Source organism: Oleidesulfovibrio alaskensis DSM 16109, assembly GCF_000482745.1.
GTDB lineage: Bacteria > Desulfobacterota > Desulfovibrionia > Desulfovibrionales > Desulfovibrionaceae > Oleidesulfovibrio > Oleidesulfovibrio alaskensis.
In genome coordinates this window covers 116,447-143,268 of the sequence record NZ_AXWQ01000004.1, presented here as the reverse complement: position 1 = coordinate 143,268, position 26,822 = coordinate 116,447, and the positions used below count along the sequence as shown (strand labels likewise).

The 26,822-nt window shown below is 56.0% G+C and carries 25 protein-coding genes and 1 tRNA gene; 8 read left to right on the top strand and 18 right to left on the bottom strand.

What is annotated here, in order from left to right; genetic code table 11:
• Window positions 1–77: 77 nt before the first annotated feature.
• The 18 genes from hysA to H586_RS0100620 form a co-directional block, all read right to left on the bottom strand.
• Window positions 78–1,544 (bottom strand): NiFeSe hydrogenase large subunit HysA, encoded by a 1,467-nt coding sequence (gene hysA, locus H586_RS0100720; RefSeq protein ID WP_011368032.1) that lies wholly within the window; start codon window positions 1,542–1,544, stop codon window positions 78–80.
• 32 nt (window positions 1,545–1,576) lie between these two features.
• Window positions 1,577–2,545, bottom strand: a complete 969-nt coding sequence (gene hysB, locus H586_RS0100715; protein WP_267878609.1) for a NiFeSe hydrogenase small subunit — start codon at window positions 2,543–2,545, stop codon at window positions 1,577–1,579.
• Window positions 2,546–3,928: 1,383 nt separating this feature from the next.
• Window positions 3,929–5,179, bottom strand: coding sequence for a transcription termination factor Rho (gene rho, locus H586_RS0100695; protein WP_027181135.1), 1,251 nt, complete (start codon window positions 5,177–5,179; stop codon window positions 3,929–3,931).
• Between the two features lie 347 nt (window positions 5,180–5,526).
• Window positions 5,527–6,042, bottom strand: coding sequence for a CarD family transcriptional regulator (locus tag H586_RS0100690; RefSeq protein ID WP_011368029.1), 516 nt, complete (start codon window positions 6,040–6,042; stop codon window positions 5,527–5,529).
• A gap of 91 nt (window positions 6,043–6,133) precedes the next feature.
• The gene (gene pth / locus H586_RS0100685; RefSeq protein ID WP_011368028.1) at window positions 6,134–6,739 is read right to left on the bottom strand and encodes an aminoacyl-tRNA hydrolase; all 606 of its coding nucleotides are present in this window, start codon (window positions 6,737–6,739) and stop codon (window positions 6,134–6,136) included.
• A gap of 136 nt (window positions 6,740–6,875) precedes the next feature.
• Window positions 6,876–7,457 (bottom strand): 50S ribosomal protein L25/general stress protein Ctc, encoded by a 582-nt coding sequence (locus tag H586_RS0100680; protein WP_011368027.1) that lies wholly within the window; start codon window positions 7,455–7,457, stop codon window positions 6,876–6,878.
• 63 nt (window positions 7,458–7,520) lie between these two features.
• The gene (locus H586_RS0100675) at window positions 7,521–8,462 is read right to left on the bottom strand and encodes a ribose-phosphate diphosphokinase (protein WP_011368026.1); all 942 of its coding nucleotides are present in this window, start codon (window positions 8,460–8,462) and stop codon (window positions 7,521–7,523) included.
• 42 nt (window positions 8,463–8,504) lie between these two features.
• Window positions 8,505–8,580: transfer RNA gene (locus H586_RS0100670), tRNA-Gln, on the bottom strand.
• A gap of 3 nt (window positions 8,581–8,583) precedes the next feature.
• Window positions 8,584–9,567: a 4-(cytidine 5'-diphospho)-2-C-methyl-D-erythritol kinase gene (ispE, locus tag H586_RS17705; protein WP_034618397.1), complete on the bottom strand. Its 984-nt coding sequence runs from the start codon at window positions 9,565–9,567 to the stop codon at window positions 8,584–8,586.
• Window positions 9,568–10,110: an ATP-dependent protease subunit HslV gene (hslV, locus tag H586_RS17700; protein WP_011368024.1), complete on the bottom strand. Its 543-nt coding sequence runs from the start codon at window positions 10,108–10,110 to the stop codon at window positions 9,568–9,570.
• Between the two features lie 12 nt (window positions 10,111–10,122).
• On the bottom strand, window positions 10,123–10,674 hold the full coding sequence (locus H586_RS0100655) for a macro domain-containing protein (RefSeq protein ID WP_011368023.1): 552 nt from the start codon (window positions 10,672–10,674) through the stop codon (window positions 10,123–10,125).
• A gap of 11 nt (window positions 10,675–10,685) precedes the next feature.
• The gene (locus tag H586_RS0100650) at window positions 10,686–12,137 is read right to left on the bottom strand and encodes a M48 family metallopeptidase (protein ID WP_011368022.1); all 1,452 of its coding nucleotides are present in this window, start codon (window positions 12,135–12,137) and stop codon (window positions 10,686–10,688) included.
• A gap of 1 nt (window position 12,138) precedes the next feature.
• On the bottom strand, window positions 12,139–13,596 hold the full coding sequence (cysS, locus tag H586_RS0100645; protein ID WP_027181134.1) for a cysteine--tRNA ligase: 1,458 nt from the start codon (window positions 13,594–13,596) through the stop codon (window positions 12,139–12,141).
• A 32-nt stretch (window positions 13,597–13,628) separates the two neighbouring features.
• Window positions 13,629–14,069 (bottom strand): ribose 5-phosphate isomerase B, encoded by a 441-nt coding sequence (gene rpiB / locus H586_RS0100640; protein WP_011368020.1) that lies wholly within the window; start codon window positions 14,067–14,069, stop codon window positions 13,629–13,631.
• A gap of 15 nt (window positions 14,070–14,084) precedes the next feature.
• On the bottom strand, window positions 14,085–14,498 hold the full coding sequence (locus H586_RS0100635) for a hypothetical protein (RefSeq protein WP_155891327.1): 414 nt from the start codon (window positions 14,496–14,498) through the stop codon (window positions 14,085–14,087).
• 34 nt (window positions 14,499–14,532) lie between these two features.
• Window positions 14,533–15,366: a hypothetical protein gene (locus H586_RS0100630; RefSeq protein ID WP_027181132.1), complete on the bottom strand. Its 834-nt coding sequence runs from the start codon at window positions 15,364–15,366 to the stop codon at window positions 14,533–14,535.
• The gene (locus H586_RS17695; protein ID WP_011368017.1) at window positions 15,363–17,063 is read right to left on the bottom strand and encodes a tetratricopeptide repeat protein; all 1,701 of its coding nucleotides are present in this window, start codon (window positions 17,061–17,063) and stop codon (window positions 15,363–15,365) included. The genes H586_RS0100630 and H586_RS17695 overlap by 4 nt, the downstream gene beginning before the upstream one ends.
• Window positions 17,064–17,090: 27 nt before the next feature.
• A complete protein-coding gene (locus H586_RS0100620) occupies window positions 17,091–18,173 on the bottom strand; it encodes a sigma-70 family RNA polymerase sigma factor (RefSeq protein WP_011368016.1) in 1,083 nt (360 codons plus the stop codon).
• Between the two features lie 214 nt (window positions 18,174–18,387).
• Here H586_RS0100620 and H586_RS0100615 point away from each other — a divergent pair, with 214 nt between their 5' ends.
• The 8 genes from H586_RS0100615 (at window position 18,388) to H586_RS0100575 (ending at window position 26,821) form a co-directional block, all read left to right on the top strand.
• Entirely contained in the window at window positions 18,388–20,820 is a 2,433-nt protein-coding gene (locus H586_RS0100615) for a homocysteine S-methyltransferase family protein (RefSeq protein ID WP_027181131.1), read from the top strand.
• Between the two features lie 12 nt (window positions 20,821–20,832).
• Window positions 20,833–21,312: a TlpA family protein disulfide reductase gene (locus tag H586_RS0100610; protein WP_011368014.1), complete on the top strand. Its 480-nt coding sequence runs from the start codon at window positions 20,833–20,835 to the stop codon at window positions 21,310–21,312.
• A gap of 10 nt (window positions 21,313–21,322) precedes the next feature.
• Window positions 21,323–21,784, top strand: coding sequence for an N-acetyltransferase (locus H586_RS0100605; RefSeq protein ID WP_011368013.1), 462 nt, complete (start codon window positions 21,323–21,325; stop codon window positions 21,782–21,784).
• A gap of 21 nt (window positions 21,785–21,805) precedes the next feature.
• Window positions 21,806–22,336: a hypoxanthine phosphoribosyltransferase gene (hpt, locus tag H586_RS0100600; RefSeq protein WP_011368012.1), complete on the top strand. Its 531-nt coding sequence runs from the start codon at window positions 21,806–21,808 to the stop codon at window positions 22,334–22,336.
• Window positions 22,337–22,368: 32 nt separating this feature from the next.
• On the top strand, window positions 22,369–23,139 hold the full coding sequence (locus H586_RS0100595) for a DUF3426 domain-containing protein (protein ID WP_027181130.1): 771 nt from the start codon (window positions 22,369–22,371) through the stop codon (window positions 23,137–23,139).
• A gap of 15 nt (window positions 23,140–23,154) precedes the next feature.
• Window positions 23,155–24,513 carry a DNA repair protein RadA gene (radA, locus tag H586_RS0100590; RefSeq protein ID WP_027181129.1) on the top strand — a complete coding sequence of 453 codons (1,359 nt, stop codon included), beginning with the start codon at window positions 23,155–23,157 and terminating at the stop codon, window positions 24,511–24,513.
• 180 nt (window positions 24,514–24,693) lie between these two features.
• On the top strand, window positions 24,694–26,412 hold the full coding sequence (locus H586_RS0100580) for a methyl-accepting chemotaxis protein (RefSeq protein ID WP_027181128.1): 1,719 nt from the start codon (window positions 24,694–24,696) through the stop codon (window positions 26,410–26,412).
• 46 nt (window positions 26,413–26,458) lie between these two features.
• The gene (locus H586_RS0100575) at window positions 26,459–26,821 is read left to right on the top strand and encodes a response regulator (protein WP_011368008.1); all 363 of its coding nucleotides are present in this window, start codon (window positions 26,459–26,461) and stop codon (window positions 26,819–26,821) included.
• The last annotated feature ends 1 nt before the right edge of the window (window position 26,822 follow it).

Sequence of the window (26,822 nt, the reverse complement as noted above, 5' to 3'; positions counted from 1 at the left end):
AGGTGCGTATCCGACTAGAATTCGACTACGGAAACCTTACCGGACTCTGCGTGCAGCACGTGCACGGCGCAGCCCAGTCACGGGTCAAACGCGCGTATGAGCCGCGCGATGTTCACCGGGTTTTCCAGATCCGGCACGGGGGTGCCTATGAGAGCTTCTTCCACGGGACCGCGGTTGCCCATGTCGTCACGGGGGTTGCAGTTCCACAGTGTGGCAGAGACTATCTGGTAGTTGCTGATCACCGAATCCTTGATGTCGATGTAGTGCAGCAGCGAACCGCGGGGAGCTTCGGTGAAGCCCGTTCCTTCGGCCTGTTCGGGAATTTCGGAAGGCACGTAGGTTTCAGCTCCCGGCACCACTTCCTTGAGCCAGCGCTCTATGTAGTTGGTGGTCAGCCAGGTTTCTTCTGCGCGGGCCACGTGGCGGCCCATCAGCGAAAAGGCGGCTTCGGCACCGATATCGCGGAAGCGCTTGGCGTCGATGCCGTAGTGTTCCTTGAGCATCTTCTGGCCCATGGGGCTCAGTTCGGGGTTGGCCACCCACATACGGGCCAGCGGGCCCACTTCACAGGGCTTGCCGTTGTAGCGGGGAGCCTTGACGAAGCTGTATGCGCCGGGCTTTTCGGGGTCAGGTATGGTCTGGCCTTCAGTGTAGTGCAGGCCGGTTGTGCTGTCGTCGAACCAGCTGTATTTGACGTATTCCTTGATGAGGCGGGCATCAAAGGGCTTGTCCTCACCATCCATGTATACGCCGGGCTTCAGGGCGAATTCGGTGCCTTCGTCATTGAGCGGGAACACGCCGAAAGCGACGCAGTTCTTGTAGCCCTGACCGAAAGCGAAAAGGTCTTTGTAGACGCTGCCCACAAGGTACACAACGGGAACGTATTTTTCTTCCACGAATTTGCGTACTTTTTTGAAGCGGGCTGCGTATTCGACAAGAGCTTCCTTGGTGGGAATTTCTGTGGTGCCGCCTACAACCTGACCCTGTACGTGAGGCATTCTGCCGCCGAAAATGGCCACCATTTCGTGGCAGATGCGGCGGACTTCAAGTGCTTCAAGATACTGGTCGACAGCCACCTGATTCACAGCGGAAGGCAGGCGCAGGTCGGGATTTTTGAAGCGGGGGACAAAAGGTGCGGTTTCCGGCCCCTGCACAAAGTCCAGTGCGGCCAGATGATAGAAATGCAGAATATGCGACTGCATGTAGTTGGCACCCAGAATCAGGTTTCTGGTCAGGCGGCCGTTTGTGGTCACCTTTACACCGAAAGCCTTATCCAGAGCCATGACCGAAGCGGTCGAGTGTGCAGTGGGGCATACGCCGCAGATACGCTGTACAATCTGAGACGCATCGCGCGGATCGCGCCCGCGCAGAATGTTCTCAAAGCCTCGGAACATGCCGCCGGAAATGTGGGCGTCAACGACTTTGCCCCCTTCCACGACGACTTCGGCCTTCAGGTGGCCTTCGATTCTGGTAACCGGGTCGATGGCAATTTTAGTTTTGCCACTCACGCCACCGGCTGCCATTTTATTCGTGCAACCAGACATGTGGTCTCCTCCTGATGTTGGTCAAGCGCTTGTTAAGACTCGTAGAACGGGGACTTGCCGTCGGGGAAGTCGGGTTCCACACAGCCGATGCAGACAGCGTTGCTGATGCACCAGTTGACGCCGTTGTTCCATTTGCGCTTGTAGCAGTCTGCCATGGTGGAGGGGCCTTTACATCCCAGTTCGTACCGGCAGCCGTCTTTCTGAGTAAATGTTTCAGACATGACGTATTCTTCAAACTGCGGCAGGTACGGACAGTTGTCGTGGATGTTTGTACCGTAGAAGGGAGTGGGGCGTCCGTCACCATCGAGCAGCTTGACAACTTCGCCCAGACCGCCCTGCAGGCCGTGCTTTTTGATGGCGTCAAGCGCGACTACGACCGTACCCACAATCCAGTCGGGGTGGGGCGGACAGCCGGGAATATTGACAACAGGAGTTTTTATGCCTTCCTGCTCAAAGAACTGCTGAACGGAAACTGCTTCGGTCAGGTTGCCTTCGGCCGCGGGAATGCCGCCGTAGGCTGCACAGGTGCCCACTGCAAGAACAGCAGCGGATTTTGCGGCGATGTCGCGCATGGCGTCGGCGATGGAGATTTCTTTGTGGTCTATATCGCCGATGATGCAGTATTTGCCGTCCGCAGCAAGCGGAATGGAACCTTCAACAACCACAAAGAACTTGCCTTCGTACTTCTCTGCGATCTTCATCATGTGTTCGATGGCGTGTTCACCTTCCCACGCCATGACCGTGGGGTGGAACTCAAGACTGATCACATCAAGAAGAACGTCCTTGATGCTGGGGTGGACGCTGTTGAGCAGCGAGACCGAGCACCCGGTACAGCCCTGACCCTGCAGCCAGAGCACGGGCGGACGGTCGCCTTTCAGCGTATCAGCCAGTGCGTCGCGAATTGCGGGATGGAACATCTGGGATACCCCAAAGCCCGCCACTGTGCCTGTGCACAGTTTTACAAAATTACGCCTGCTGAGACTCATCCCTGCCTCCTTCAAACTTTGGGCGTTTATGAAGCCGATGCTGTAACCAATAGCTTCGGTCAAATTCGATAGAAAAATACAATCCAGTCAAAACTTGTGTCAACGGAATGGCAAATAAGAAGAGCGAAATTTATCAAGAATTCTGATATGTCAGCCGATGTGTGATGTTTGAATGATCAAACATGGCACTTTGTGGCACGAAAATTTAAAAACATAGCACTAAGAATTCACGCTGTGACATCAGACAGGAATTGCAGGCAGGAAAAACTGATAAATATGTTGCGATTGAGTGCACAAACACTTTTTAATGCAAGGGAGATAGCTCGCGAAGCGCAAGGCAGGGCATTCTGGGCCGTGTGACGTCTGCTGCGGCAGGATGCCCATATTGCGTGCCCGGCGGGTTACAGCAGCACTGGCGGCCGCAATTGCCCGAAAGGAGCCCAGAGTATCCGGAATCCTGTGCGGAATAGTGTGTTTTAATGCTTCAGGCTGTCCGTCGCAAAAGGGCGTTTATGGTTGTCGCGGATAAAAAAAGGGCGGTAATCGTTATGCAGGCAGTCGAACGCGACACATACTCTCTGGAGGGCTTTTACACACTAACCAGCTACCATGAGCGTTACCGGCAAAAAAGCACAGCAGGGCGGAGGCAGAACGTTTTGGCACAAACTTGAATGCAGCGTGGAAAATGATACCGGAGCGCAGAAAGGAAGCTGGCGACTTGGTATATCCCGGAGCAGGTGAAGGATTAATTATGTGTCAGGGCTTTGTTAACCACACAGTACAGCGTTCTCTGAGTTGTTTTTTCCGAGTTGTATGCCGGAATGGTTGGCATATGACAGACGTGGCCTGCTGCATAGCGCCTCCGCCCTTTGTCCGGGAATCAGTGGCACGGTACCGCAAAGTGTTCAATCAGGCGGGCGGGTGAGAGAAGCCATTGTGACAGTGGCGGCGGCAAGGGCGTACAGTCCGGTCAGGGTGGGGAGTCCGGTCAGGTGTATGCAACGAAGCAAAGCCAACCGTTTTGTCAGCCTGCGCCCCAGGGATGGGGTTGGGCACAGGCTGGTTATGAACTCATTGGTTACGTTCAAAGTCCATGCTCCGCCATGGAAGCTGCTTTTGCCTGACACCGCAAGACTAGCAGGTGAAGTGCCGGCATGTATGCAGACCGGTGCAGCGGAAGCCGTTGTGATTATGCACAGCACCTGCATTATGGCGGGACAGCTTTGTTGCGGGGAAGGTTTTATGTTGCCGGCCGGATGCGGGCAAACGGCATGAAGGCGAAAGTCCGGCGGGCGTTATGCAGCTCAGCCGGACCGTAACTGCCGGTTTACCGGTCGGAGGTCGGAGTCACCCCAAAAAAAAGCCCGCTCTGGATAAGAGCGGGCTAAGAGGCGGGTATTATTTATTCATCCCGATAAGAAAGTCCCGATTGCTTTTGGTACCCCGCATTTTGTCCAGCAAAAACTCCATACTGTCGACAGAGTTCATGGGTGCCAGAATTTTGCGCAGAATCCACACTCTGTTGAGCACTTCATCCGAAAGCAGAAGATCTTCTTTGCGCGTACCGGTTCTGTTGATATCAATGGCCGGGAATACGCGTTTTTCAGAAAGGTGGCGATCAAGATAAATATCAAGGTTGCCTGTGCCTTTGAATTCTTCAAAGATCACTTCGTCCATACGGGAACCGGTGTCGATCAGAGCTGTGGCGATGATGGTGAGGCTTCCGCCTTCTTCAATATTGCGCGCAGCACCGAAAAACCGCTTGGGACGCTGCAGGGCGTTGGCGTCTAGTCCGCCGGAAAGAACCCTGCCGGAAGAGGGGGTTACAGCATTATATGCGCGCCCCAGACGGGTTATGGAATCAAGAAGAATCACGACGTCACGTTTGCGTTCGACCAGACGCTTTGCCTTTTCCAGTACCATTTCACACACCTGAACATGCCTCTGGGGCGGTTCGTCAAATGTGGAGCTGATGACTTCGGCATTTTTGACGGTGCGCTCCATGTCGGTAACTTCTTCGGGGCGCTCGTCTATAAGCAGGACAATGAGGTAGACGTCAGGATTGTTGGCGTTGATCGAGTTGGCGAGGTTCTGGAGCAGGACGGTTTTACCTGTTCTGGGCGGAGCGACAATAAGGCCGCGCTGCCCGCACCCGATGGGTGCCATAAGGTCTATGACCCTGCCTGAGAAGTTTTTGTCCCCGTTTTCCATAATAAGCTGTCTGTCAGGGTAAACGGGGGTCAGGTTGTCGAAAAGGACAAGATTTTTTGCCTTTTCGGGGGGCTGGCATCCGATTTCGGTTACTTTAAGCAGAGCGAAGTATCGCTCTCCCTCTTTCGGAGGCCGTATCTGTCCGGAAACTATGTCACCTTTGCGTAGGGTAAATCTTCTGATCTGCGAAGGAGAAACATAAATGTCGTCCGGACCCGGCATGTAGCTGTACATGGGCGAGCGTAAAAAACCGAATCCGTCGGGCAGAATTTCCAGAACGCCTTCACCGTAGATGGCACCGTTTTGTGAAGCACAGTTCTGCAGCAGGGCGAAAATAAGTTCCTGCTTGCGCAGGTTACTCGGATTTTCGACGTTATACTGGTCTGCCAGCTCCATCAGTTCCGCCATGCTTTTTGTTTTCAGCTCAGACAAATACATATGACTGTCCGGGTTTGCAGGCGGTTGATGCTGTACGGTGTTCTTCTTGCGAGTGTATTTTCGTTTTGTGTTTTCTTGCTGTTCCATTGCAAGACGCAGGGGGGCTGAAGGTGAGAAAAGCACCAGATACAGTGCCGCACATTGTGCAGTGCTCAGGTAAAAGCCCGAACTACAGCGTTCCGTCAGGAGAGCCGTATGGTAAGCAAGGTGTATCTGGTTAGGACAGGATAAAGGAAACTCGTAATATGAGTCGGTGCACATGCCACCTGAACGGGTGGAGAGTGCGGCAGCCAAAATGATGGCCTATTCTGAAAAGCCTAGCCTAAAGCAGCGGGCTTGGCAAGAAGCTATTCGGGATTTTCCTCGGGATGGAGCACATCTTCGAAGAAAACCTCAATACGCGCTTTTACGTCTTCCTGAGTGGTGTCAAGTGCATGAGCCAGTTCCAGGGTAATCAGCCCCATAGACTGTTCAAGCAGACGCCGTTCACCGAAAGAAAGCTCTTTGTCTTTACCGATAAGCAGCAGTTCCTTGAGCACGTATGCCACATCCTCAAGACTGCCGCTTTTCAGCTTTTCAGAATATTCACGATATCTTCTGTTCCAGTTCTGGCCGGTATAGCCGGTAAAGTCCGAACGGTCCTGCAGGCTATCAAGTATCTTTTGCCCTTCTTCTGCCGAGCACAGCGCGCGCAGTCCGACGTTCACCGCATTTTTTACGGGAACCATCAGGGTCACATTGTTGCTTAAAATACGAACGATGTAGAATTCGGCTTCTGCGCCGCCGACAACCTGAGATTCAAGGCGTTCTACTTTACCCACGCCCTGAGCAGGATAGACGACGAGTTGATCGGGAACAAACACTTGGTACTCCTTGAAGGATTCTCTAGCCGCTGTAAGGACTTTTGATAATACCCTAACAGGCCGAGAGAGTCTACGGCTATTTGCTGCTCCGTTACTGGATGTCTTGAGCGTTGATGAACTGGGTGGCGGCCACGGCTCCCTGCTGAGCAAAAATCCGTATGCCTTCCACTCCTGCCTGCAGCACTTTTTCCACCAGTGCCTGTTCGTCTTTGCCGAACCTGCCCAGCACATACCCTGTGGTCTGACCGGACTGGGGCTTGCCTATGCCCAGACGCAGGCGGTGAAAATCTTTGCTTCCGGTGCGTTCGGCGATGGACTTCAGCCCGTTGTGGCCGGCAAGTCCTCCTGCCGTTTTAAATTTCATGCGGCCCAGCGGCAGATCCAGCTCGTCGTGCAGCACCAGTATTTTTTCCGGTGGTATGCGATAAAATCCGCATATGTGCGCAACGGCATCACCGCTTCTGTTCATGAACGTAAGCGGCTTTGCCACCAGCCAGGACGACCCGCCGGTAAGCGGGGCACACTTCCACAAGTCGTATTTTTTTTTGCCCGTGCCGAGTGATGTGACGGCATGGGGCGCGGTGCGCCTTACTTCATCAAGTAGGGCGTCCGCCAGCATGAACCCCAGATTATGTCTGGTGTTTTCATATTCCTTGCCGGGGTTGCCAAGGCCGACAATCAGGCCGTCTAAATTCATGGTGTCTGTCCGAACTGTCTACAGAAAGGCACACGGGCAGCAGCAGAACGCAGAACTGCTCCGGCAAAAGGGAATGCGGCTCCGCACGTAGTACGGAGCCGCACAGTAGCAACTTGATCGCAGGAGGCTGCAACGCTTATGCGTCTTCGCCTTCTTCTCCCTTGCCGCCGCGGGGGGCGGATACACGCACGATGACATAGTTGCTGTCATATATGCAGTGTCCGTCTTCCAGCTTGAGGTCGGCAACATGAACGGCATCGCCCATTTCCATGTTGGAAACATTAATGTCGATCACCTTGGGCATGGAACCGGGCTTGGTGAATACATCAACAAAGTCACGGTACACTTCCATGCGGCCGCCGATCTTGGTGCCTTTGGCCACACCGGTGATTTTAAGCGGAATACGTGCCTTGATGGGCTTTTCCATGTCCACGCCGAACAGATCGACATGGGTGAAGAAAGGCTTGTAAGGATGGCGTTCGATCTGCCAGATAAGGCAAGGAGCGGTTTCGCCTTCGATATCAAGGTTGAAGACCGTGGTCTTGCCGGCGGTTTCGTACAGCTTTTCCAGCTGGGTACCGTCAATAGCTACGGGAATGTTTTTGCCCTCGCTATTGTAGAAAATGCCGGGAACCTTTTTGGCGGTGCGCAGCTTGCGATTGGCACCTTTGCCCAGTCCTTCACGCTTCTGGACGCTCAGTGTCATCTGCTGGGACATAAGTTCTCTCCTTTCAAAAAACGTCGCGCTTATTGGCTGCGCGTGTGATACGGTGTTTACAGGCTACACAAAAAGCACGCTGACGGACGATTCCGTGTGGATATTATGGATGGCCTTTGCCAGCAATCCCGCAACGGAAAGTACCTTCAGTTTGCTGCATGCCTGAAGTTTGGACCCGAGCGGAATGGTGTCGGTGACAACCACCTGCGAGAAAGAAGATTCGCAGAGCCGCTCAATGGCCGGTCCGGACAGGACAGGGTGCGTTGTGCAAGCCATCACTTCCTTGGCTCCCTTGGTAAGCAGAACATTGCCTGCGGCTACCATGGTGCCGGCTGTGTCGATCATATCATCAACGACAATGGCTGTTTTGCCTTTCACTTCGCCGATAACGTTCATGGCCTCGGCCTGATTTGGTTTATCGCGTCGTTTGTCGATGATTGCAAGAGAAGCGCCCAGACGTTTGGCATAGGCGCGTGCGCGTTCCACACCGCCCGCATCGGGCGATACGATAACAATGTCGTTGGTGACAGTCTGACGCAGGTAGTCAAGAATGACAGGTGCGGCGTACAGGTTGTCCACCGGACAGTTGAAAAATCCCTGAATCTGTCCCGCGTGCAGATCCACCGTGACAAGCCGGTGCATCCCCGCAGCTTCCAGCAGGTCCGCCATCAGTCTGGCGCTGATGGGAGCGCGCGGGCTGACCTTGCGGTCCTGACGGGCGTACCCGTAGTAGGGGACAACCGCAGTCACACGTCCGACACTGGCTCTTTTCAGAGCGTCAAGCATCAGGCTGAGCTGAATCAGGTTGTCGTTGACAGGAGCGCAAGTCGGCTGGACGATGAAAACATCATCTCCGCGAACATTGTCGCCTATTTCGATTCTGATTTCACCGTCACTGAATGTTTCGCACAGCGTGGGGGTCAGATGGCAGCCGAGGTGGTTGCATATGGCGCTGGCTAATTCCGGATTGGCGGTGCCGGTAATAATTTTTAAATCGCCATGCATGGTAATAGATCCGGGACTTTTTTATGGTTCACGCAAAAAAAATGGCAGGGGCGGAAGGACTTGAACCCTCGAATGACGGGACCAAAACCCGTTGCCTTACCAACTTGGCGACACCCCTGCATTATAGTCGGTGGACGTATACTGCAATGCTTCTTTGACAGAAGTGGAGCATTGCCGCCTCGGCCTGAGCCTTGTCCCTGAAAAGGCCGAACAGACTGGAACCGCTGCCGCTCATCAGAGCAGCCGAAGCGCCGTGCGCAAGAAGCGTGTTCTTGTGCTGTCTCAGTTCGGAATAGGCCGAGAAAACCACCGTTTCAAAGCTGTTAAAGAGCCACAGGGCACGAGAGACAGGTTTACTATCGGCTTGCCGTTCAGTTGTCAAGCTGCGGCAGGTATTTTTTTTCCTGCCTGCGCAGCCTGTTTCGGCCCGTACCGGGCGGTCCGGCCCTGTTGTCTGCAACTGTGCGCAGGCCGCCGGTGCGTGCGCGGCGGGCAACTGCCCGCACGGGTGATGCAGCCCGCTCCGGTAAAGAGTGTCCCACCGGTTATAAGCCCATGGAGTGGAAACCTGAACTCCGGGGCAGACTAGTACAAGGTGCCACCCGGAAAGGTCAAGGGGCGCGGGGACAAGTTTTTCACCTACGCCTGTTGCAAGGCACGGCGTGTTATGCAGAAAAAAGGGCACATCGGCACCTACCTGCGCAGCTATTTTTGCCAGAGCGGTGTCAGAAAAACGTGGAGCTCCTCCCGCGGTGTTCAGCAGCTTGAGCACTGCGGCCGCGTTGGCACTGCCGCCGCCCAGTCCGGCGCCGTCGGGTACCCCTTTTGCAAGGCGTACCTGCATGGGCGGCGGAGTACCGCCTGCTGCCGCGAACGTGTGCCATGCCTTGCAGATGATGTTTTTGTCGCCGCACAGGTCGGCCCGTTCGCTCAGCACGGTCACTCCATGCGTTGCGGGGCTGATTTCCATCAGGTCAAAAGGCTCTGACAGCGGATAGAACAGCGTGACCAGTTCGTGGTAGCCGTCAGGCCGCACTCCCGTTATCTCCAGAAACAGGTTTATCTTGCACCCCGAGCGGATGGTCTGTTGCGGAACGGTAAGCATTTATGCCCGCCGCGCGTTTTCCACGGTCAGGTGGTCATTGGTGAAAACACACAGCTCGCCCGCAATGGCCATGGCTTTGGTCACAATTTCCTGAGCGCTCAGGGCCGTGTGGCGTTGCAGTGCCCGTGCCGCGGCCAGAGCATAAGGGCCGCCGCTGCCGATGGCTGCCACGCCGTCGTCCGGTTCAATGACGTCGCCGGTGCCGCTCAGCATAAGCAGGGTGGTGCCGTCCGAAACGAGCAACATGGCCTCAAGTCTCCGCAGAAACTTGTCTTTTCTCCAGTCTTTCGCCATCTCAACGCTGGCGCGCAGCAGGTTGCCGCCAAATTCTTCCAGCTTGGCTTCAAAGCGTTCAAACAACGTGAACGCATCGGCCGTTGACCCTGCGAATCCGGCGATGATTCTATCTTTATATATGCGTCTGACTTTGCGGGCTCCATGTTTCATTACAATGGCCTGACCGAGCGTAACCTGTCCGTCACCGGCCATGGAAACACCTTCGTCATCTTTTACCGCCAGAATAGTCGTTCCTTTCAGATCCATATGTCTCTCGCTTTACAGGTCTGGCGCCGCATCTTGCGCAGCTTTCAACCAGATTGTGTACATTTGTGCCGTATGCAGCACGAAGGTTATTTTTGCGGGGGCGCCCTGACAGGCCAGAGCCTGTGCGGCACACGCCAGTGCCACCCGGGCGGCCGGCGATGCCGGATACCCGTATGTTCCGCAGCTTATGGCCGGAAAAGCCACATGGGCGAAACCGTTGCTGCGGCACAGGGTGAAGCAGGATTCGTACGCCTGTCGCAGGGTTGTCTCTTCATTGTTTTTACCGCCGCGCCACACGGGGCCGACAGTATGAATGACATGGCGGGCCGGCAGTCTGTGGGCAGGGGTGACCATGGCCTTGCCTGCGGGCAGTAGTCCGTGGCGGGCCACCCAACGCGAGCAGTCAGCCAGCAGCGCGGGGCCTGCGGCTGCATGTAAGGCTCCGTCAACACCCCCGCCTCCGGCCAGACGGCTGTTGGCCGCATTGACAACGGCGTCGGCTTTGAAAAGGGTCAGATCGCCCTGCAGTATTTCCAGACAGCCTGTTGCTGAAGACCATTGCATGCCGCAGCCCTCTACCAGAACTCCGCACGTTCTGCATGACGGGTGTCAAACCGTTCCAGTTCGGCCTTGTCATCCTCTGTGCGGGCAAGTGTTTCCGCCTGCTTGCGGTGAAATTCCACTTTGCGTTTGTTGTTGGCGTAGAGTGCGCTGTATGCCAGCTGCAGATGACCTTCAAACAATCGGTTGTTTTCTCCGAGCATGCGCCCGTAGTAGTAGTGAACTTCTGAATCTTCGGGCAGTTTCTGTAATACCTGCCGGTAGTATTCCACGGCTTTGTCCACCTGTCCGTTGTCTGCCAGCAGCCGTGCAAAGAAAAACAGCGCCATCAGGTCGTGCGGGTTGTTCATCACTGCCCGCTGCAGCAGTCCTGCTGCGCGCTTGCTGTCTCCTTTATTATAGTGGAAGCGCCCGGCCTCACGCAGGACGAGAGCGTCTGAAGGCGCAAGGCTGACTGCCTGATCAAAAAATTCCGCTGCGGTGGAGATTTTGTTCTGCCGCGCGTAGACAATGCCTTTGCCCATAAGGGCCAGTTCCGGCGGCAGTGTTCCGGAATTGTTGAAATAGTGCATTGCTGCTTCCTGATCGGCAAAGCGGGCCCTGATAAGGGTCTGGATGCGCCGGAAGCGGGTGTTGTCATCTTTGATTTCGCGCTGGGCAGCGGGCAGCAGGCGGACCTGATTGCTCAGATACTGTATACGCTGCTGTACGTCGGGGTGTGTGCTGAGATATTGCGGCACACCGCCGCCGCTGCGCCACTGCTGGTTCTGAATGTGTTTGAAGGCGCCGGGCAATCCCCAGGGTGAAAAACCCGCCTTGATCAGGTACTGCATACCCATCTGGTCGGCTTCGCGCTCATCTGTGCGGCTGTAGTTGAGCATGGCGGCCTGAGTGGCCGCGGCAGTGCCGAAAAGCATGGCGTCCTTGGCTTCCCCTTTGCCCAGCAGCAAACCGGCCAGCAGTCCGGCCATGGACAGCAGACTGACTTTTTGTGCGGCCTCGATGCGTTTGGCCACATGGCGCTGGGTCACGTGCGCCAGTTCGTGGGCCAGCACCCCCGCAACTTCCGATTCGTTTTCAAGATTGAGCAGCAGACCGGTGTAGACAAAAACGTATCCGCCGGGCGTGGCGAATGCGTTCATGTTATTGTCCAGCACCACGCTGGTTTCAAAAGGAAAAGGCTGAGGCGGAATGACGGCCTGCAGACGGGCCACAAGTTCCCGCACATAATCTGCTATTTCAGGATCTTCAATGATTGGCAGGCGGGATTTTACAAGAACTCTGAACTTTTTGCCCAGTTCGATTTCGTCTTTGACAGTGAATTCACCAAACCCGAAGGCGTGCGCCGGAGCGGCAGCAAGCGGTGCCAGAACAAGGTTCAGGCAGAGCACTGCGATTAGCAGAGCCGCGTACCGGCGCCGCACAGGGCGCCGGTAACGCGGAATGGTGAACTCGGGTGCTGCCATATCAGGCTATGTCCCAGACGGCTCCTGCGGGGGTGTCCTGTACTTCGACGCCCATACGCGCCAGCTCTTCGCGGATGGCGTCCGACCGTTCAAAGTCCTTGGCCTTGCGTGCTTCCTGCCGTTCGAGAAGCAGCGTTTCAACGCGGGCGGTATCAACGTCCCTGCGGGCTGCGCGGCAGTCTCTCATTTCGCGCAGAAACTCTGCCGGCTGCCGGGTAAACAGTCCGAGCACTGCGCCCCAGCGGGCCATCATGCTCTGCATGCGCAGCAGTGCATCACGGGCCTGCGCGCTTTTGCGCATGGTCTTGTCTTCAATGATGCGGTTTACCAGACGGACGAGACCGAAGATATGCCCCAGCGCTGCGGCTGTGTTCAGGTCATCTTCCATGGCTTCGTTCCACGCGCGTTCTGTTTCATCCATTTCGCTGAGTACTTCTTCGGGCAGGGGCGCTGCGGACCACTTGGTCTTCTGCAGTTCGTTTTCCACAAGATTCAGCGTCTGGTAGATGCGCCTCAGGTTTTTTTCCGCTTCATCCATACCGTCAAAGGTGAAGTCTATGGGGCTTCTGTAATGCTTGGTCAGCAGGAAATAGCGCAAAGTTTCCGGCAGGTATCCTTGCAGAATATCGCGTATGGTGCTGAAGTTGCCGAGAGATTTTGACATTTTTTCAGCATTGACCTGCACAAAGCCGTTATGCACCCAGTAGCGTGCAAATTCTTTACCGGTGGCGGCTTCGGTCTGGGCTATTTCGTTTTCGTGATGCGGAAACACAAGGTCCTGACCGCCGCCGTGGATATCAAGAGGCAGCGGCAGGTGTTTTTCGCTCATGGCCGAACATTCGATATGCCAGCCGGGCCGGCCGTTGCCCCAGGGGCTTTCCCAGTACGGCTCTCCGGGTTTTGCACTTTTCCACAAAGCGAAATCCAGCGGATCTTCCTTTTCTTCGCCCGGTGCCACCCGTGCTCCGGAGCGCATGTCATCCACATCGCGCCCGGAAAGTTTACCATAGGACGCAAAGCTTCTGACCCTGAAGTACACATCGCCGGAGGCTGTGGAGTAGGCTTTGCCTTTGCTGATCAGGTCTTCGCACAGGGCTATCATTTCTCCGATGTGCTGGGTGCAGCGGGGTTCTATGTCGGCGCGCAGGCAACCCAGCCTGTCCATGTCTTCATGGAAGGCCGCCATATATTTTTCCGCCACTTCGGTGCTGGTCAGTCCTGTCTCTCCGGCCCGTTTGATGATTTTATCGTCCACGTCGGTAAAGTTGCGGACAAAAGTCACATCAAGCCCCGTATGGCGCAGGTAGCGCACCAGCACATCAAAAGCCACAGAAGATCTGGCATGGCCGAGATGGCAGAGGTCGTAGGCGGTGATGCCGCACACGTAGACGCTGGCTTTACCTTCACGCTGGGGGATAAATTTTTCTTTTTTTCGGGTCAGTGTATTATATAGCTGCATTCTGTATCGTCTCCGGAAGGAACCAGCTGTTTTCAGGCGCTGGCAGAATCAAACAGGTCGATGCGGCGCTGATGCCGCCCGCCTTCAAACTCGGTTTCAAGAAAAAGCCTGGCAAGCTCAAGTGCAACACCGGGGCCGGTCACGCGTTCGCCCAGACAGAGAACATTGGCGTTGTTGTGCAGACGGGTGGCCCTGGCATGGAATTCGGTGGTACAGAGTGCGGCGCGTATGCCGTCAATGCGGTTGGCAGCCATGGACATGCCTATGCCGGTTCCGCAGATGAGAATTCCCTGTGCTTTTTGCTGCAGAACCCGTTCGCATACTTTCTGCGCAAAAAGCGGATAGTCACAGCTTTCCGCGGTTGCCGGTCCCATGTCGTGTACATCGTACCCGCTTTTGGTAAGTTCAGAAACAAGAAGTTCCTTGAGGCTGAAACCGGCATGATCGGAGCCGATGATTACTTGCTTGGCCATTGCGTTTCCTTGTCTTTACTGGTTTGCCTGCGGGACTGACCCGTTGTCGGCCGGATGTCTTTTTTCATACTTCAGCCGCTGTTTTTCTATAAAACGTGCCCTGTCTGCCATGGCGTTTTCTTTCAGTCTGTCTATTTCATCGCGCAGAAAGCGCACCTGCCGTGCGGCAAGGTCCATTTCTGGCGATGCCGTCTTGTCGGACAGACCCTGCTGTTCCAGATCATTTTCTGCAGACAGCGCATGCTCGCAGGCGCTGCCCAGTACCTTCAGTTCCTGATCCAGACGGCGCTGTATCTGTCTGATTTCATGCGCATGAATGCTGCCGCGCACCAGCCAGAGGAGTTCGCCGGAAAGAACCCCCAGGCCGGCGGCGAGATTGCCTGTCATGTGCCGGACGGTTTCCGCCATTGTATGTACGGATGATGACATTGTGTCTCCTGAAAAGCTGAAGGACTGCACGGCGTCAACGTTGCCGTACCGGTCTGATGTGCGTATCCGGCGGCAGCGTGAGGGCCAGCTCGGCCGGAGTATAGGCGGCAGCGTGCTTCTGCCGTGATTTTACAAATATTGTAGCCTGCCGTGTATCACTGATAATCATGTCGATGCGCTCCGGCAATGCATCCGGTGTATTTTCGTACCGAGAAAAGGCCACGTGCCAGCCGGATGCGCCGGTCCAGCGTACCGGCCGTGCCAGCGCATCAAGCAGCAGGGTGCCAGCACCGCCGGCTTGCGAGGGCAGACTGTAAGCTATCGTTCCGTCGGCGACAACCTCGGTCCTGTCGTATCCCGCGGCAAAAAAATTTCCGAATCTGCCCTGCAGGAGAGCGACCATATCCTGTATGGTGAAGGGTACGGGTATGCCCAGAGCAAGAGCAGGGCTGCCGTCACCTTCATGCACCAGCGCCGTTGCTTCACGCGGGCTGTACGCCACGAAAAGCCCTTTCTCCTCGCGTATCTGCGCGATGAGCGCTCCCACGCCTGCCTCCACATCCAGCCTGAGCGGCGCAGGGCCGTTACCCCACATGCGCATGGTCACCCTGTGTCCGGAGTCCTGATTACGGTAACGCAGGCTGGCGGTCAGGCTGAAGGGGCCAGCGTTCTGCTGGCGGACCGATGATTGCGCCAGGAAACGTTGCCAGCGCCGGGCGGCTTCGGCCGGGTCGGCGGGGCCGGGCATTCTGGCGGCGGTGCAGCCGGAAAGGTAAACCGCAGCACAGCACAGCAGCAGTGCGGTCAGTGCATACAGAGAGCGGCGGTGATGGCGCCGGGGCAGAGAAGAACGCCGCAGCCGGATCATTGCAGCCCGTTGATTTTGTTTCTGATGGCATCAGCTTGGGGAGAGCCCAGCCTGATGGCCTTGCGATAGGCTTCCAGTGCAAGTTTGCGCTGACCGGCACGAGCGGCGATGTCTCCGTAATGTTCCCACATGGTCGGGTCGTCGCCGCCTTCGGCGGCAACGGCAAGACGGATATTTTTGAGCGCCAGCGCGTTGTTGCCGAGTTTGTAATGTACCCATGCCAGTGAGTCGAGTATGTAGGCGCTGCCGGGGCTCAGTTTGAGCGCGCTTTCGATGAGCACGAGCGCCCTGTCCAGATCGCGTCCCTGTTCTGCCAGCGTGTAGCCCACATAATTAAGCGCGCGGTAATGGTCGGTGTCGGCCAGAATGACCTGTTCCATAAATTCAAGCGCTTTCTGCTTTTCTCCGCGGGTGTCGTACAGGCTGCCCAGCGCAAAAAGAAACTGCGGGTCTCCGGGCCAGTTCCCCAGCGCTTCACGCAGGATGCGTTCCGCACTGGTAAAGTCTTCACGTTCAAATGCCGCTCCGGCCTCTATCAGCCAGAATTCCGGCGAGTCGGGAAAACGTCGTTTCCCTTCGTCGATAAGCTGCTGTGCCGCAGGGTAATCGCCCTGTTCTATCAGCAGGTCGGCGCGGAACCGCAGGGCCTGACTGTAGTATCTGTTTGAAACAGGCACTCTGGCAAAGTTGGCGATGGCCGCGTCGGCATCATCGTGACCGCGCAGCGAAAGCACTCCCAGATAAAACCAGATTTCTTCGGGGCTGTCAGGGCGGTTGCTCACGGGCAGCAGAATTTCTTCTGCCTCTTCGTAAAAGCCTTCCTCCAGAAAGAGTGTTCCGGCCTGCAGGGTGAAGGCCAGGCTGTCAGGGCCCTGACGGGTGTATTCAAGCGCCTTCTGCGGGTGGTTAAGCTTGAGGTTCAGATCCACAAGACGCAGCCATACTTCGGGGCCGGCGTCACCAAGCTCCAGAATGCGGGCATACGTCTGTTCCGCTGCGGGGTAATCTTTCTGCAGTTCATAAAGATATGCCAGCTCCGCCCATGCTTCGACGGCTGAATCCGGTTCCATTTTAAGCGCCGTGTGCAGGGCCTCTTCGGCCTCTTCAAATTTGCTCAGGCCTATATGCGCCTTGGCAAGATAGTAATAGGAATGCGCGCTGCGTCTGTCTTCGGGGACCGCTTCCAGCATGTCGGCAGCCTGTGCGTATTCCTTTGCATCCAGAAGATATATGGCAAGTATCTGTTGCGCCTCGTAGTCATCCTTGTGCCTGTGCACAAAGTCTGTCAAAGCGGCCAGAGCGGCATCCGGTCTGTTTTCCTGCATATAGGCTTCCACAAGCGCCAGTGTCAGATCCAGATTGTCGGGGTGCAGCTCAATGCCTTTCTGCAGGATGGGGCGCGCGAACGATGCTTCGCCCCGCAGGCGGTAATAATTGGCCGCTGCCAGATATATTTCGGGCGAATTGTTCAGCTCAAGTAGGCGCGAGATGGCAGCCGAAGCCGTGGCATCGTCGTTTTCCCGCACGGCTTCGTTAAGCAGCAGAAAATTATAGGTGCGCTGTGCACTTTCAGACATCTGCCAGCCGGCGGGAGTCTGTTCCGGTGCTGTGTCGCCGTTGTACCGTCCTGTGGCGCATCCGGCAGTGAGTGACGCGCACAACGCTGTTGCCAGCGTGATGTGCCTGAAGGAAAACATGACAGTCTCTCTTGTAAGTGTATTCTGCTATCTGGTTATCCAGTCCGAAGAGAAATCCTTGATTTCCTTGAACAGGTGGTCACGGATCTTCTGGAGCAAACGGGCTTCTATCTGGCGGACCCGTTCACGGGTTATATCATACTTTTCGCCTATTTCGCGCAGGGTGACCGGGTCTTCCGAAAGCAGGCGCGAGTTGAGTATGTCCAGCTCCTTGTCATTGAGCAGGGGGACGATATCCCGGATGCGTTCCTGCACCATTGCCGCGATTTCGTTGTTGGCGAGGGTGTCTTCAATGCCGGGACCGAGCGCCGGCAGAAAGTCCATGCGCGAAGCCGAGCCGTTTTCGTCGCCGACCTGCACATCAAGCGACATGTCCGAAGCGTCAAGCCGCTGCTCCATTTCCACCACCTGCTCGGTGGTGACGTCCAGCCGCTCGGAAAGCATGGCCGCATCGGGGTCGTACCCCTGCGCTATAAGCTTCTGGCGTTCTTTGTTAAGGTTGTAGAAAAGCTTCCGCTGGGCCTGCGTGGTGCCTATTTTGACCAGCCGCCAGTTGTCCATGATGAACTTGAGGATATATGCCTTTATCCAGAATGCGGCGTAGTATGAAAATTTTATGCCCTTGTCCGGGTCAAATTTGTTGACGGCACGCATCAGCCCCACGTTGCCTTCCTGTATCAGGTCGAGCACGTTCTGCATCCAGCGGCGCTGAAAGTCCATGGCAATCTTGACCACAAGCCGCAGATGCGATGATACAAGCCGGAAGGCCGCATCACTGTCGTTGTGCAGCTGTACCCGCCGTGCAAGCTCAAACTCTTCGTCGGGCTTGAGCATGGGAAAACGGCTTATTTCGCGCAGGTACAGATGCAGCGAATCGCGCGTGGGCTTGTTGCCGGGGGGCAGGGGGGCAGGCAGGTCCGTATCGCTGACGTCGATGACATCGCCCTCGTCGATATCGATATCTTCATCGTCTTCTTCCTGATCAATTTCGATATCATAGGTCGTTTCGTCGTCTCCGGTCAGGACTTCCGCCGCGGAATCTTCTGCGGCGTTGCTGTCCGTGGCTGCGGCTGCGGTATGCTTTTTTACGGTATCTTTTGCGGGAGTCATAGATATAGAGTGTTATCCGGAGCTTTAACCGGCATCAGCCGGATATGATCTTTGATGGGAAGTCCTGCTCTTAAGAACAGGCTTGGGCATTGAATGGTATAGTTTTAGTTTGTCCTTTTCAATGTTTTTCAGTAGACCGAAGCGGTTCATACTGCCAAACCGCGGCGGGACGCGCCGTTTTTTTACCAAAAGTTTCTGCGAGGAGATAGCCGCCGTGCCCGATTTCAGACGAGCGCTGAGTGATGATACCCTGTTGTTTTTCGACGGGGCCATGGGAACCATGCTGCAGGGGCGGGGGCTGCCCGCCGGCATGAGTCCCGAAGTCTTCTGTCTTTCCAATCCGGCTGTGCTGCAGGGTGTTCATCTGGACTACGCACGCGCAGGGGCGGATGTGCTGACCACCAACACGTTCGGGGGAACACGCCTCAAGCTGCCCGAGGGCATGAACGTGGTGGAATTCAACCGCGAAATGGCCAGAGCCGCAAAGGCCGCCGCCGGTCAGGCCGGACGCACCGTGTTTGTGGCGGGCAGTGTGGGGCCCACAGGACACTTTGTAAAGCCGCTCGGCGATCTGGAATTTCCGGAGCTGGTTGATATTTTTCGTGAACAGATCCGCGGGCTTGTGCAGGGCGGAATAGACCTTGTGCTTGCCGAAACGCATTTTGATCTTGCCGAAGTGCGTGCCGTGGTGCTGGCCGCGCGCGCCGAGTGCAATCTGCCTGTGGGCGTGTCCATGACCTTTGAAGATGGCGTGAGTCTTACAGGAACACGTCCCGAAGTTTTTGTCCATACCATGCAGAACATGGGAGTGGACCTTATTGCCACCAACTGCAGCGCAGGACCGGAGCAGATGGCGGGAGTGGTGGCCGGACTGACTGCCGCGGGAGACATACCCGTACTGGTCATGCCCAATGCCGGCCTGCCCGAGCTGGAAAACGGCAACACGGTGTTCCGGCTGGGACCGGAAGAGTTTGCCGCGCAGACTGCGGATTTTGTGCGTGCCGGTGTGCGGTGTCTCGGCGGGTGCTGCGGTACGACCCCCGATCATATTGCCGCGCTGGCGCGTGAGGCGCGCAGCAAGCCCCGTCCGGCGGTTGAAAAACGCCGCCGCTCCGGCATTGTGCTGACGACCAGAGCCGCTTGTCTACGTATCGGTCACGACCAGCCCTGCAGGATAATCGGGGAACGCATAAACCCCACCGGCAAAAAGGAACTGACAGCACAGCTGCAGGCAGGCGATTTTACACTGGCCATGCAGTTTGCACAGCAGCAGATTGATGCCGGAGCCCCCTTGCTGGATGTGAACGTGGGTGCGCCCATGGTGGACGAAAAAGTGCTGCTGCCGCAGCTGATCTCTGACCTCGCTGCAGCTCACGGGGTTCCTCTTTCCATAGACAGCTCGGATATGGACGCCGTGGAGGCTTCGCTTGCCGTATACGCGGGGTCCCCTCTGGTCAATTCCATCAGCGGCGAACCGGGACGCATGGAACGCCTGGGACCGCTGTGCAGAGATTACGGGGCGCCATTTGTTCTGCTGCCCCTGAAAGGCCGAAAACTGCCCGTCACGGCCGCCGAGCGTATATCCATCATCGATGAGCTGCTTCTGCAGGCCGATGATCTGGGCATTCCCCGCAGGCTGGTTATGGTTGATGTGCTGGCTCTGGCTGTTTCCTCCAAGGCGGAAGCTGCGCGGCACTGTTTCGATACCATCCGGTATTGCAACGAAGAGCTGGGACTGCCCACCACCATTGGACTGTCAAATATTTCTTTCGGTCTGCCTGCGCGTGAACTGCTGAATGCCACGTTTCTTGCCATGGCCGTGGGGGCCGGACTTACTTCCTGTATCGCCCACCCCGGCAACGTCAGACTGCGGGAAGCTCTGGCCGCAGCCGAGGTGCTTATGGCGCGCGACAGCAATGCCGAGCGGTTTATCGCCGGCTATTCCGGCTGGACATCAGGAGGCGGCAGCGGCGGCATTATTGCCGGCGGCGGAGAAGAGAAAAAACGCCCCGTCAGTCTGGAAGAGGCTGTCATACGCGGAGAACGCGACATCATTCTGGAACTGGTGGAAGACGAACTGGCCCGAGGCGCACAACCGTATGCTCTTGTTAATGAAAGGTTGATTCCGGCCATTACCGAGGTGGGCGACAAATACGAGCGCAAGGAGTATTACCTGCCGCAGCTGCTGCGTTCTGCAGAAACCATGCAGAAAGCTTTCGGCAGGCTTAAGCCCCTGCTGGAAGAGGCTTCCGGCGGCGAGACAAAACCGGTCATCATTATGGCCACCGTGGAAGGCGATATTCATGACATCGGAAAGAATATTGTCTGTCTTATGCTGGGCAACCATGGTTTTGATGTTGTTGATCTGGGCAAAGATGTTAAAGCGGTGGATATTGTAGATGCCGCAGTGGAGCATAACGCGAAGCTGATAGGGCTTTCGGCCCTGATGACCACTACCATGGTGCGCATGGAAGACACCATACAGCTGCTGCGCGAACGCGGGCTTTCCATTCCTGTTTTTGTGGGCGGGGCTGTTGTCACGCCTGCTTTTGCCGAAGCCATCGGCGCAGCGGGATACTCCCGCGATGCCGTGGAAGCGGTGAGAATTGCGCGGGGGCTTGTGGAAGCTCCAGCCAGAGTGCAGTGAGGAGTTACAGATATGAGACGTTCTTTTTTGATCATGCGGACGATGCTGACGGTATGCTGCCTTGTTGTCCTGTGGGCCGGAGCTGTCCGTGCCGCGGATGTGCAGGAAGGCGGGTCGGCGCTGTTGCTTGACTCCATTGCCGCGCAGAGCGGAAAACCCGTACTGGTGAATTTTTTTGCCAGCTGGTGCCCCCCCTGCAAAGAGGAAATTCCGGGCCTTGTCTCACTGCGTTCGCAGTATGCGGCGGATGACGTGGCCATTATCGGGGTGTCGCTGGATGAAAGCCGCTCGGCGCTGGACCGCATGATTCAGGATTTTGGAATCAATTATCCTGTTATCCGGGGCAACCGTGAACTGGCGGGCACTTTCGGCGTTACCGGCATTCCCCGTCTTCTTGTCTATTCCGCTGAGGGCAAGCTGGTCTCCGACCACCTGGGCTACATGACGGAAGAAGAACTCAGACAGCTTATTGACGCGAACATTGTAAAATAAAGGCTGCGCAATGACGTATTTACGTAAAGCCCGTATTCAGGATGTGAAGGCCATCCACGCACTTCTCATGCACCATGCCGCAGGCGGGTTGCTGTTGCCGCGTTCTCTCAGCCAGCTGTACAATCATATCCGTGAATTTTACGTGGTCGACCCGGACGACGGAGGCCCCATCAAGGGGTGCTGCGCGCTTTCCATCATATGGGATGAACTGGCGGAAGTCCGTTCTCTGGTGGTGGCTGACGACATGCAGGGCCTTGGCTGGGGGCGGCGGCTGGTCGAAGCCTGTGTCAGCGAGGCTGTGACGCTCGGGCTTTACAAGGTGTTCACTCTGACGTATCAGGCCGGTTTTTTCCGCAAGCAGGGCTTTGCGGAAGTGGCCAAAGACGTGCTGCCGCAGAAGGTGTGGGCGGACTGCATCAATTGTCCGCGCTTTCCCGACTGCGATGAAGTGGCTATGATGATTGAATTGTAACGCAACAAAGGGCAGAAAAAGATGACCGTAACCGGAATGGATGTTGTATATACCGCCGAGCAGGTGCAGGAGCGTGTGCGCGAACTGGCTGTTCAGATCAATGCTGAGTATGAAGACAAACCGCTAGTCGTGGTGTGCGTGCTCAAAGGCGCTTTCATGTTTTTTTCCGACCTGCTCAAGCATTTGACAGTCCGGCCGGAAATTGATTTCGTAAGGGTAGCAAGTTACGGTAACTCGACAACCCGTTCCAGAAACATTTCCTTTACCAAGGATCTGGAAGTGTCCATAGACGGCAAGCATGTGCTGGTGGTCGAAGACATCGTGGATACCGGCCATACCGTGGACTTTCTGTACCGTCAGCTAGCAGCGCGCGGTGCCGCCAGCATCCGGCTGTGCGCCATAGTGGACAAGGCCGAGCGCCGCGAGGTGGACGTGACCGTGGACTTCCCCGGATTTGCGTTGGATAAAGGGTACATTATCGGGTACGGGATGGATTACGCCGAACAGTACAGGGAGCTTGACGCCATTTACGACGCTCATGTCGCAAACTAGCCTCAGGGCATATACTTGTAACAGGATAAACGATGCACGTTACCTGCCCGAACTGCAAGACAGTATACAATCTTGCGGAAGAACTGGTCAGACCGGGAGCTAAATGCCGCTGCACGGTATGTAAAGAGTTGTTTCCTCTGGTTATTGATGCGCCGGAAGATGACACTGCACCTTCAGACTCCGCAACGGATTCTTCTCCCGCGTCGCTGCCATCGTTTGATCTGGATGAACCCGGCCCTGTGAATAAGAAAAAGAAGGGCGGCGCGTTGCTGGGCATTGTGGCCGCTGTTGTTCTTCTTGCGTGCGCGGCTGGCGGAATATACCTGTTTGCGCCGGAGCTTGTGTCGTTCATTGACTCCCGCCCCGTTGCGCAGGAACCTGCTCCGGAACCGGTTCCCACGGAACAGGTTAAAAAAATCGCGCTGCGCAGCGTGCGGCAGTACACCATCACCAATGAAAAAATCGGCCGGATAACTGTCATTGAAGGCAAAGTTGTCAACAACTTCAGTTCTCCCAAAGATCTTATCAAAATAGAAGCATTGCTGTTTGATGATTCAGGACAGACGGTCATGAGCAAGCAGCAGTTGTGCGGTGTTACTGCTTCGCTTTTTCAGTTGCAGGTTCTTTCCGAAAATGAGCTTGAGACAACGCTGACCAACAAGGTTGAGGTGTTGACCAATAACACCAATGTGCAGCCCGGCAGCGAAGTGCCTTTTATGGTCGCCTTTTACAATCCTCCCCAGACTGTGCGCGAGTTTCTGGTCAAGGTGGTGGAAGCCAAGAATCCCCCTCCTTCCAATTAGAGTCAGGCGGCATCTGTGGTAAAGCTTAAAGAAACGTATGTCTGCTCGTCGTGCGGGGCCGGTGCCCCGCAGTGGAGAGGACAGTGCCCGCGGTGCGGCGAATGGAACACCCTGCAGTCTGTGGTGGTGGAAAAGAACCGGCCTGCCGGACGTGCGGGCAGGCATGCCGCTGTGGCAGCCAGCCGTCCTGTACGGCTTAAAGACGTTACGGAACAGCATCATACACCTTTCGGTACAGGAATAGCCGAGCTGGACCGTATTCTGGGCAGGGGACTGGTGCCGGGGGCGGCGCTGCTTGTGGGCGGAGAGCCGGGAATCGGCAAGTCCACCCTGCTGCTTCAGGTTGCCGGTGCTGTGGCGGCTTCCGGCCGTTCCGTACTGTATCTTTCGGGGGAAGAGTCGCTGGGTCAGCTGCGCGGAAGGGCAGAGCGGCTCGGTGTTTTATACGACACCATGCTGGCCGTGTCGTCTTCACGGGTTGAAGACGCTTTGCCCATGCTGGAAGAGCAGCCGGCACCGGATCTGCTCATTGTTGACTCGGTGCAGACGCTTACCTCGACCCGTGCCGAGGGGTTGCCGGGCAGTGTCAGTCAGGTGCGGGCAGTTTCTACGGAACTGGCGGAAAAATGCAGGGCCTGCGGCACATGCGTGCTCTTTGTGGGCCATGTGACCAAAGACGGACAGCTTGCCGGGCCCAAACTGCTGGAGCATATGGTCGATACGGTTATTTCTCTGGAAGGAGACCGCAGGCAGCAGTTCCGTATGCTGCGGGTGCTTAAGAACCGTTTCGGCCCCAATCAGGAACTTCTTGTTTTCCGCATGGTGCAGCAGGGGCTGGATCTTGTGGACGACCCTTCAACTTTTTTTCTGGATGCCCGCGACCCTTCTCTCAGCGGTACTTCCGTGGTCATGACCGTAGATGGTCAGAGACCTTTTGCCGTTGAAATGCAGGCGCTTGTCACCCGCAGCTATCTTTCCATTCCCAGACGCACAGCGCTGGGGTTCGATGTGAACAGGCTGCACCTGTTGCTTGCCGTGCTGGAAAAACGCCTGCGCCTCAATTTCGGACAGGTGGACATCTATGCCAAGGTGGGCGGCGGGATGCGTGTGCAGGACCCCGGAATGGACCTTGCGCTTGTGGCGGCTATTCTGTCTTCCTTTTATGACGTGCCCCTGCCTGCACGCAGCGTCTTCTGGGGCGAGGTTGATCTCAACGGTCAGATACGCCCGGTGTCAGCGCAGTCTGTGCGTTCGGTGCAGGCTAAAAGGCTGGGCTATTCATCCATGTTCTGCCCGGAAGAGGGGGGAACAGGTGTGACCACCATCGGCATGCTGCAGGAAAAACTTTTCCGCAACCCCGCCGCGGATGCCTGATGCCTCCGCGTTTCTTCTGTTCCAAGATATTCTTGACCTGTCCGGCACGTTGCCGCATCGTATGCTATATATCATGTATCAGCTGTTTTTTTTGGTACATGCTAAGAGTTGTCAGGTAACGGTCGTTTTCCGGCGGTTTTTTGTCCAAAGCTGCCCCCGAATGCATTGAGAGGCGTTTTCATGTCAGGAACTGGCAAGCTGGTCCAAGAAAGTCTGCAACTGCTCGGCGACGTGCGGAAAAAATTGAACATGCTCATCAGCAGCAGAGAACATGAATTTCTTGCGCTGGGCGAAAACATTATGTCTCTGTCGGATGCTGTGGGCGGAGTGCGGCAGCGTTCCGCCGAGCTTGTCGAGCTTGTTTCCGGCGAAGCTATTTACAGTGTGATCAATCAGCTGGCCGACGATATGGGACGGCTGCATGAGCTGTGCAGTGTGGGGTCGGAAAGTAATCTGGACGAGCTGGTACGGGTACGCAGTAATCTTCATGAGCTGATAAGGCTTATCCAGAGTTATGCCCGTGTTGTCCGGACACTCCAGATGCTTGGAATATCAACAAGAATAGAAAGTGCACGCCTGGGCACGGATGGCCGCGGGTTTAATACCCTTGCCGATGATGTTGAAAAACTTGCCGGAAAAATTGTCGAATATTCCGGGCAGATAGTGCAGTACGCCAAAAATCTGGATGCTCTGGCAGATGAGGCTTCCGTCCGTTCGCAGATAATGCTGGGCGACCAGCAGACCTGTGCGCTTGAGGCTGCATCGGGCATGACCGATCGTGTACACCTGCTGCAGGACGCGGCTCAGGCTGCAAAGGAGCGGTCGGAGCATGTGGATGCACTGATGAGCGATATTGCAGCCAGCATGGGGCAGATAGTCTCTTCGCTGCAGTTTCATGACATCGTGCGTCAGCAGGTGGAGCATGTGGATGAGATTCTGGAAAGTGTGAGCCGCATGGTGATTGAAAAGCAGGAGGACAGTTCTCCCGATGAAGAACTGGTCTGGATTATGGATGTCGCACGTCTGCAGGCCATGCAGCTTGAGCACTCGCGGGACAGTTTTTCCGATGCCGTGGGGCAGCTTTCCGCCGGTCTCGGGCAGATAGCGTCCAATGTCATGCATGTGGCACACACTGCTGTTTCCGGCGACAGTGTGGCCGGAAGTGCTCTGGATTCCATTTCTCAGACCATCAATGACACAGCGGAGCGTATGCGCGGCGTGGCGGCACAAGGCGGAGAAATGGGCGAAACCATGTCTTCCGTGGCTTCCACGGTGGCTGATATGGCCGGATTTCTGGAACACATCGAAGATGTGGGCGCCGAGATAGAACTTATCGCTCTCAATGCCAGCATCAAGGCTGCCCATACCGGTGACAAAGGCAAGGCGCTGGGGGTTCTGGCTTCTTCCATACAGCGGCTTTCGCAGGATGCGGGCAACCAGACAGGTGTCATTGCGGCAACGCTTGACACGGTTTCATCTTCGGCAGACAGCCTGAAAAGTCAGGCCCGCTCATTTCATGATGCGACGGTTATCAACGAGACCATAGGCAAGCTGGAAGAAGTCACAGGCTCTTTGCGCGCACTGGGAATGCAGGCGGAAAACCTTGCCGCGGCATTAAGCAGTGAAGCCGGCGATATTGCTGACAGCATATCATCCGTTGTCCGCGGAATCACGTTTGAAAAAACAGTGGGCAAGGAACTGTCTGCAGCGCAGGAACGGCTGCAGGGGCTGGTACGCAGAATTGAAGCTGCCGTGCCGGACGCGAAATCTGTCCGCAGACCTGCGCAGCTTGATCAGATGATGAACAGATATACCATGAAGCAGGAACGCGATATCCACCTGAAGGCTTTCGGCGGACAATCAGACGAAGCTGATGACGACAATATCGAGTTGTTCTGAAAAGTGACACGCCGCAAGAACAGAACCGGAGAAAAGGGGGAAAAGAATGGCACCGACAATCATGACCGTAGATGATTCTGCCAGTGTGCGGCAGATGGTCAGCTTTACACTGCGCAATGAAGGGTATGAAGTTATTGAGGCTTCAGACGGTAAAGATGCGCTCGCCAAAATAAGGCCCGATGTGAAGATGGTGATTACCGACCTGAACATGCCCAACATGGACGGGATAGAACTGATCAGGAACATCAGGGCCAAATCAGGGTTTAAGTTTATTCCCATCATCATGCTTACCACCGAATCGCAGGCGGCTAAAAAACAGGACGGGAAGGCTGCGGGGGCTACCGGATGGATTGTGAAGCCTTTTAAGCCTGAACAGTTGCTCGCCGTGGTAAAAAAAGTTCTGCGCTAGG

Coding starts and splice junctions, on each gene's coding strand:
- hysA (WP_011368032.1), bottom strand. CDS start 1,544: ATGTCTGGTTGCACGAATAAAATGGCAGCCGGTGGCGTGAGTGGCAAA.
- rho (WP_027181135.1), bottom strand. CDS start 5,179: ATGTATTTGTCTGAGCTGAAAACAAAAAGCATGGCGGAACTGATGGAG.
- pth (WP_011368028.1), bottom strand. CDS start 6,739: ATGAATTTAGACGGCCTGATTGTCGGCCTTGGCAACCCCGGCAAGGAA.
- H586_RS0100680 (WP_011368027.1), bottom strand. CDS start 7,457: ATGTCCCAGCAGATGACACTGAGCGTCCAGAAGCGTGAAGGACTGGGC.
- H586_RS0100675 (WP_011368026.1), bottom strand. CDS start 8,462: ATGCATGGCGATTTAAAAATTATTACCGGCACCGCCAATCCGGAATTA.
- ispE (WP_034618397.1), bottom strand. CDS start 9,567: ATGCTTACCGTTCCGCAACAGACCATCCGCTCGGGGTGCAAGATAAAC.
- hslV (WP_011368024.1), bottom strand. CDS start 10,110: ATGGATCTGAAAGGAACGACTATTCTGGCGGTAAAAGATGACGAAGGT.
- H586_RS0100655 (WP_011368023.1), bottom strand. CDS start 10,674: ATGCAATGGTCTTCAGCAACAGGCTGTCTGGAAATACTGCAGGGCGAT.
- H586_RS0100650 (WP_011368022.1), bottom strand. CDS start 12,137: ATGGCAGCACCCGAGTTCACCATTCCGCGTTACCGGCGCCCTGTGCGG.
- cysS (WP_027181134.1), bottom strand. CDS start 13,596: ATGCAGCTATATAATACACTGACCCGAAAAAAAGAAAAATTTATCCCC.
- rpiB (WP_011368020.1), bottom strand. CDS start 14,069: ATGGCCAAGCAAGTAATCATCGGCTCCGATCATGCCGGTTTCAGCCTC.
- H586_RS0100635 (WP_155891327.1), bottom strand. CDS start 14,498: ATGTCATCATCCGTACATACAATGGCGGAAACCGTCCGGCACATGACA.
- H586_RS0100630 (WP_027181132.1), bottom strand. CDS start 15,366: ATGATCCGGCTGCGGCGTTCTTCTCTGCCCCGGCGCCATCACCGCCGC.
- H586_RS17695 (WP_011368017.1), bottom strand. CDS start 17,063: ATGTTTTCCTTCAGGCACATCACGCTGGCAACAGCGTTGTGCGCGTCA.
- H586_RS0100620 (WP_011368016.1), bottom strand. CDS start 18,173: ATGACTCCCGCAAAAGATACCGTAAAAAAGCATACCGCAGCCGCAGCC.
- H586_RS0100610 (WP_011368014.1), top strand. CDS start 20,833: ATGAGACGTTCTTTTTTGATCATGCGGACGATGCTGACGGTATGCTGC.
- H586_RS0100605 (WP_011368013.1), top strand. CDS start 21,323: ATGACGTATTTACGTAAAGCCCGTATTCAGGATGTGAAGGCCATCCAC.
- hpt (WP_011368012.1), top strand. CDS start 21,806: ATGACCGTAACCGGAATGGATGTTGTATATACCGCCGAGCAGGTGCAG.
- H586_RS0100595 (WP_027181130.1), top strand. CDS start 22,369: ATGCACGTTACCTGCCCGAACTGCAAGACAGTATACAATCTTGCGGAA.
- H586_RS0100580 (WP_027181128.1), top strand. CDS start 24,694: ATGTCAGGAACTGGCAAGCTGGTCCAAGAAAGTCTGCAACTGCTCGGC.
- H586_RS0100575 (WP_011368008.1), top strand. CDS start 26,459: ATGGCACCGACAATCATGACCGTAGATGATTCTGCCAGTGTGCGGCAG.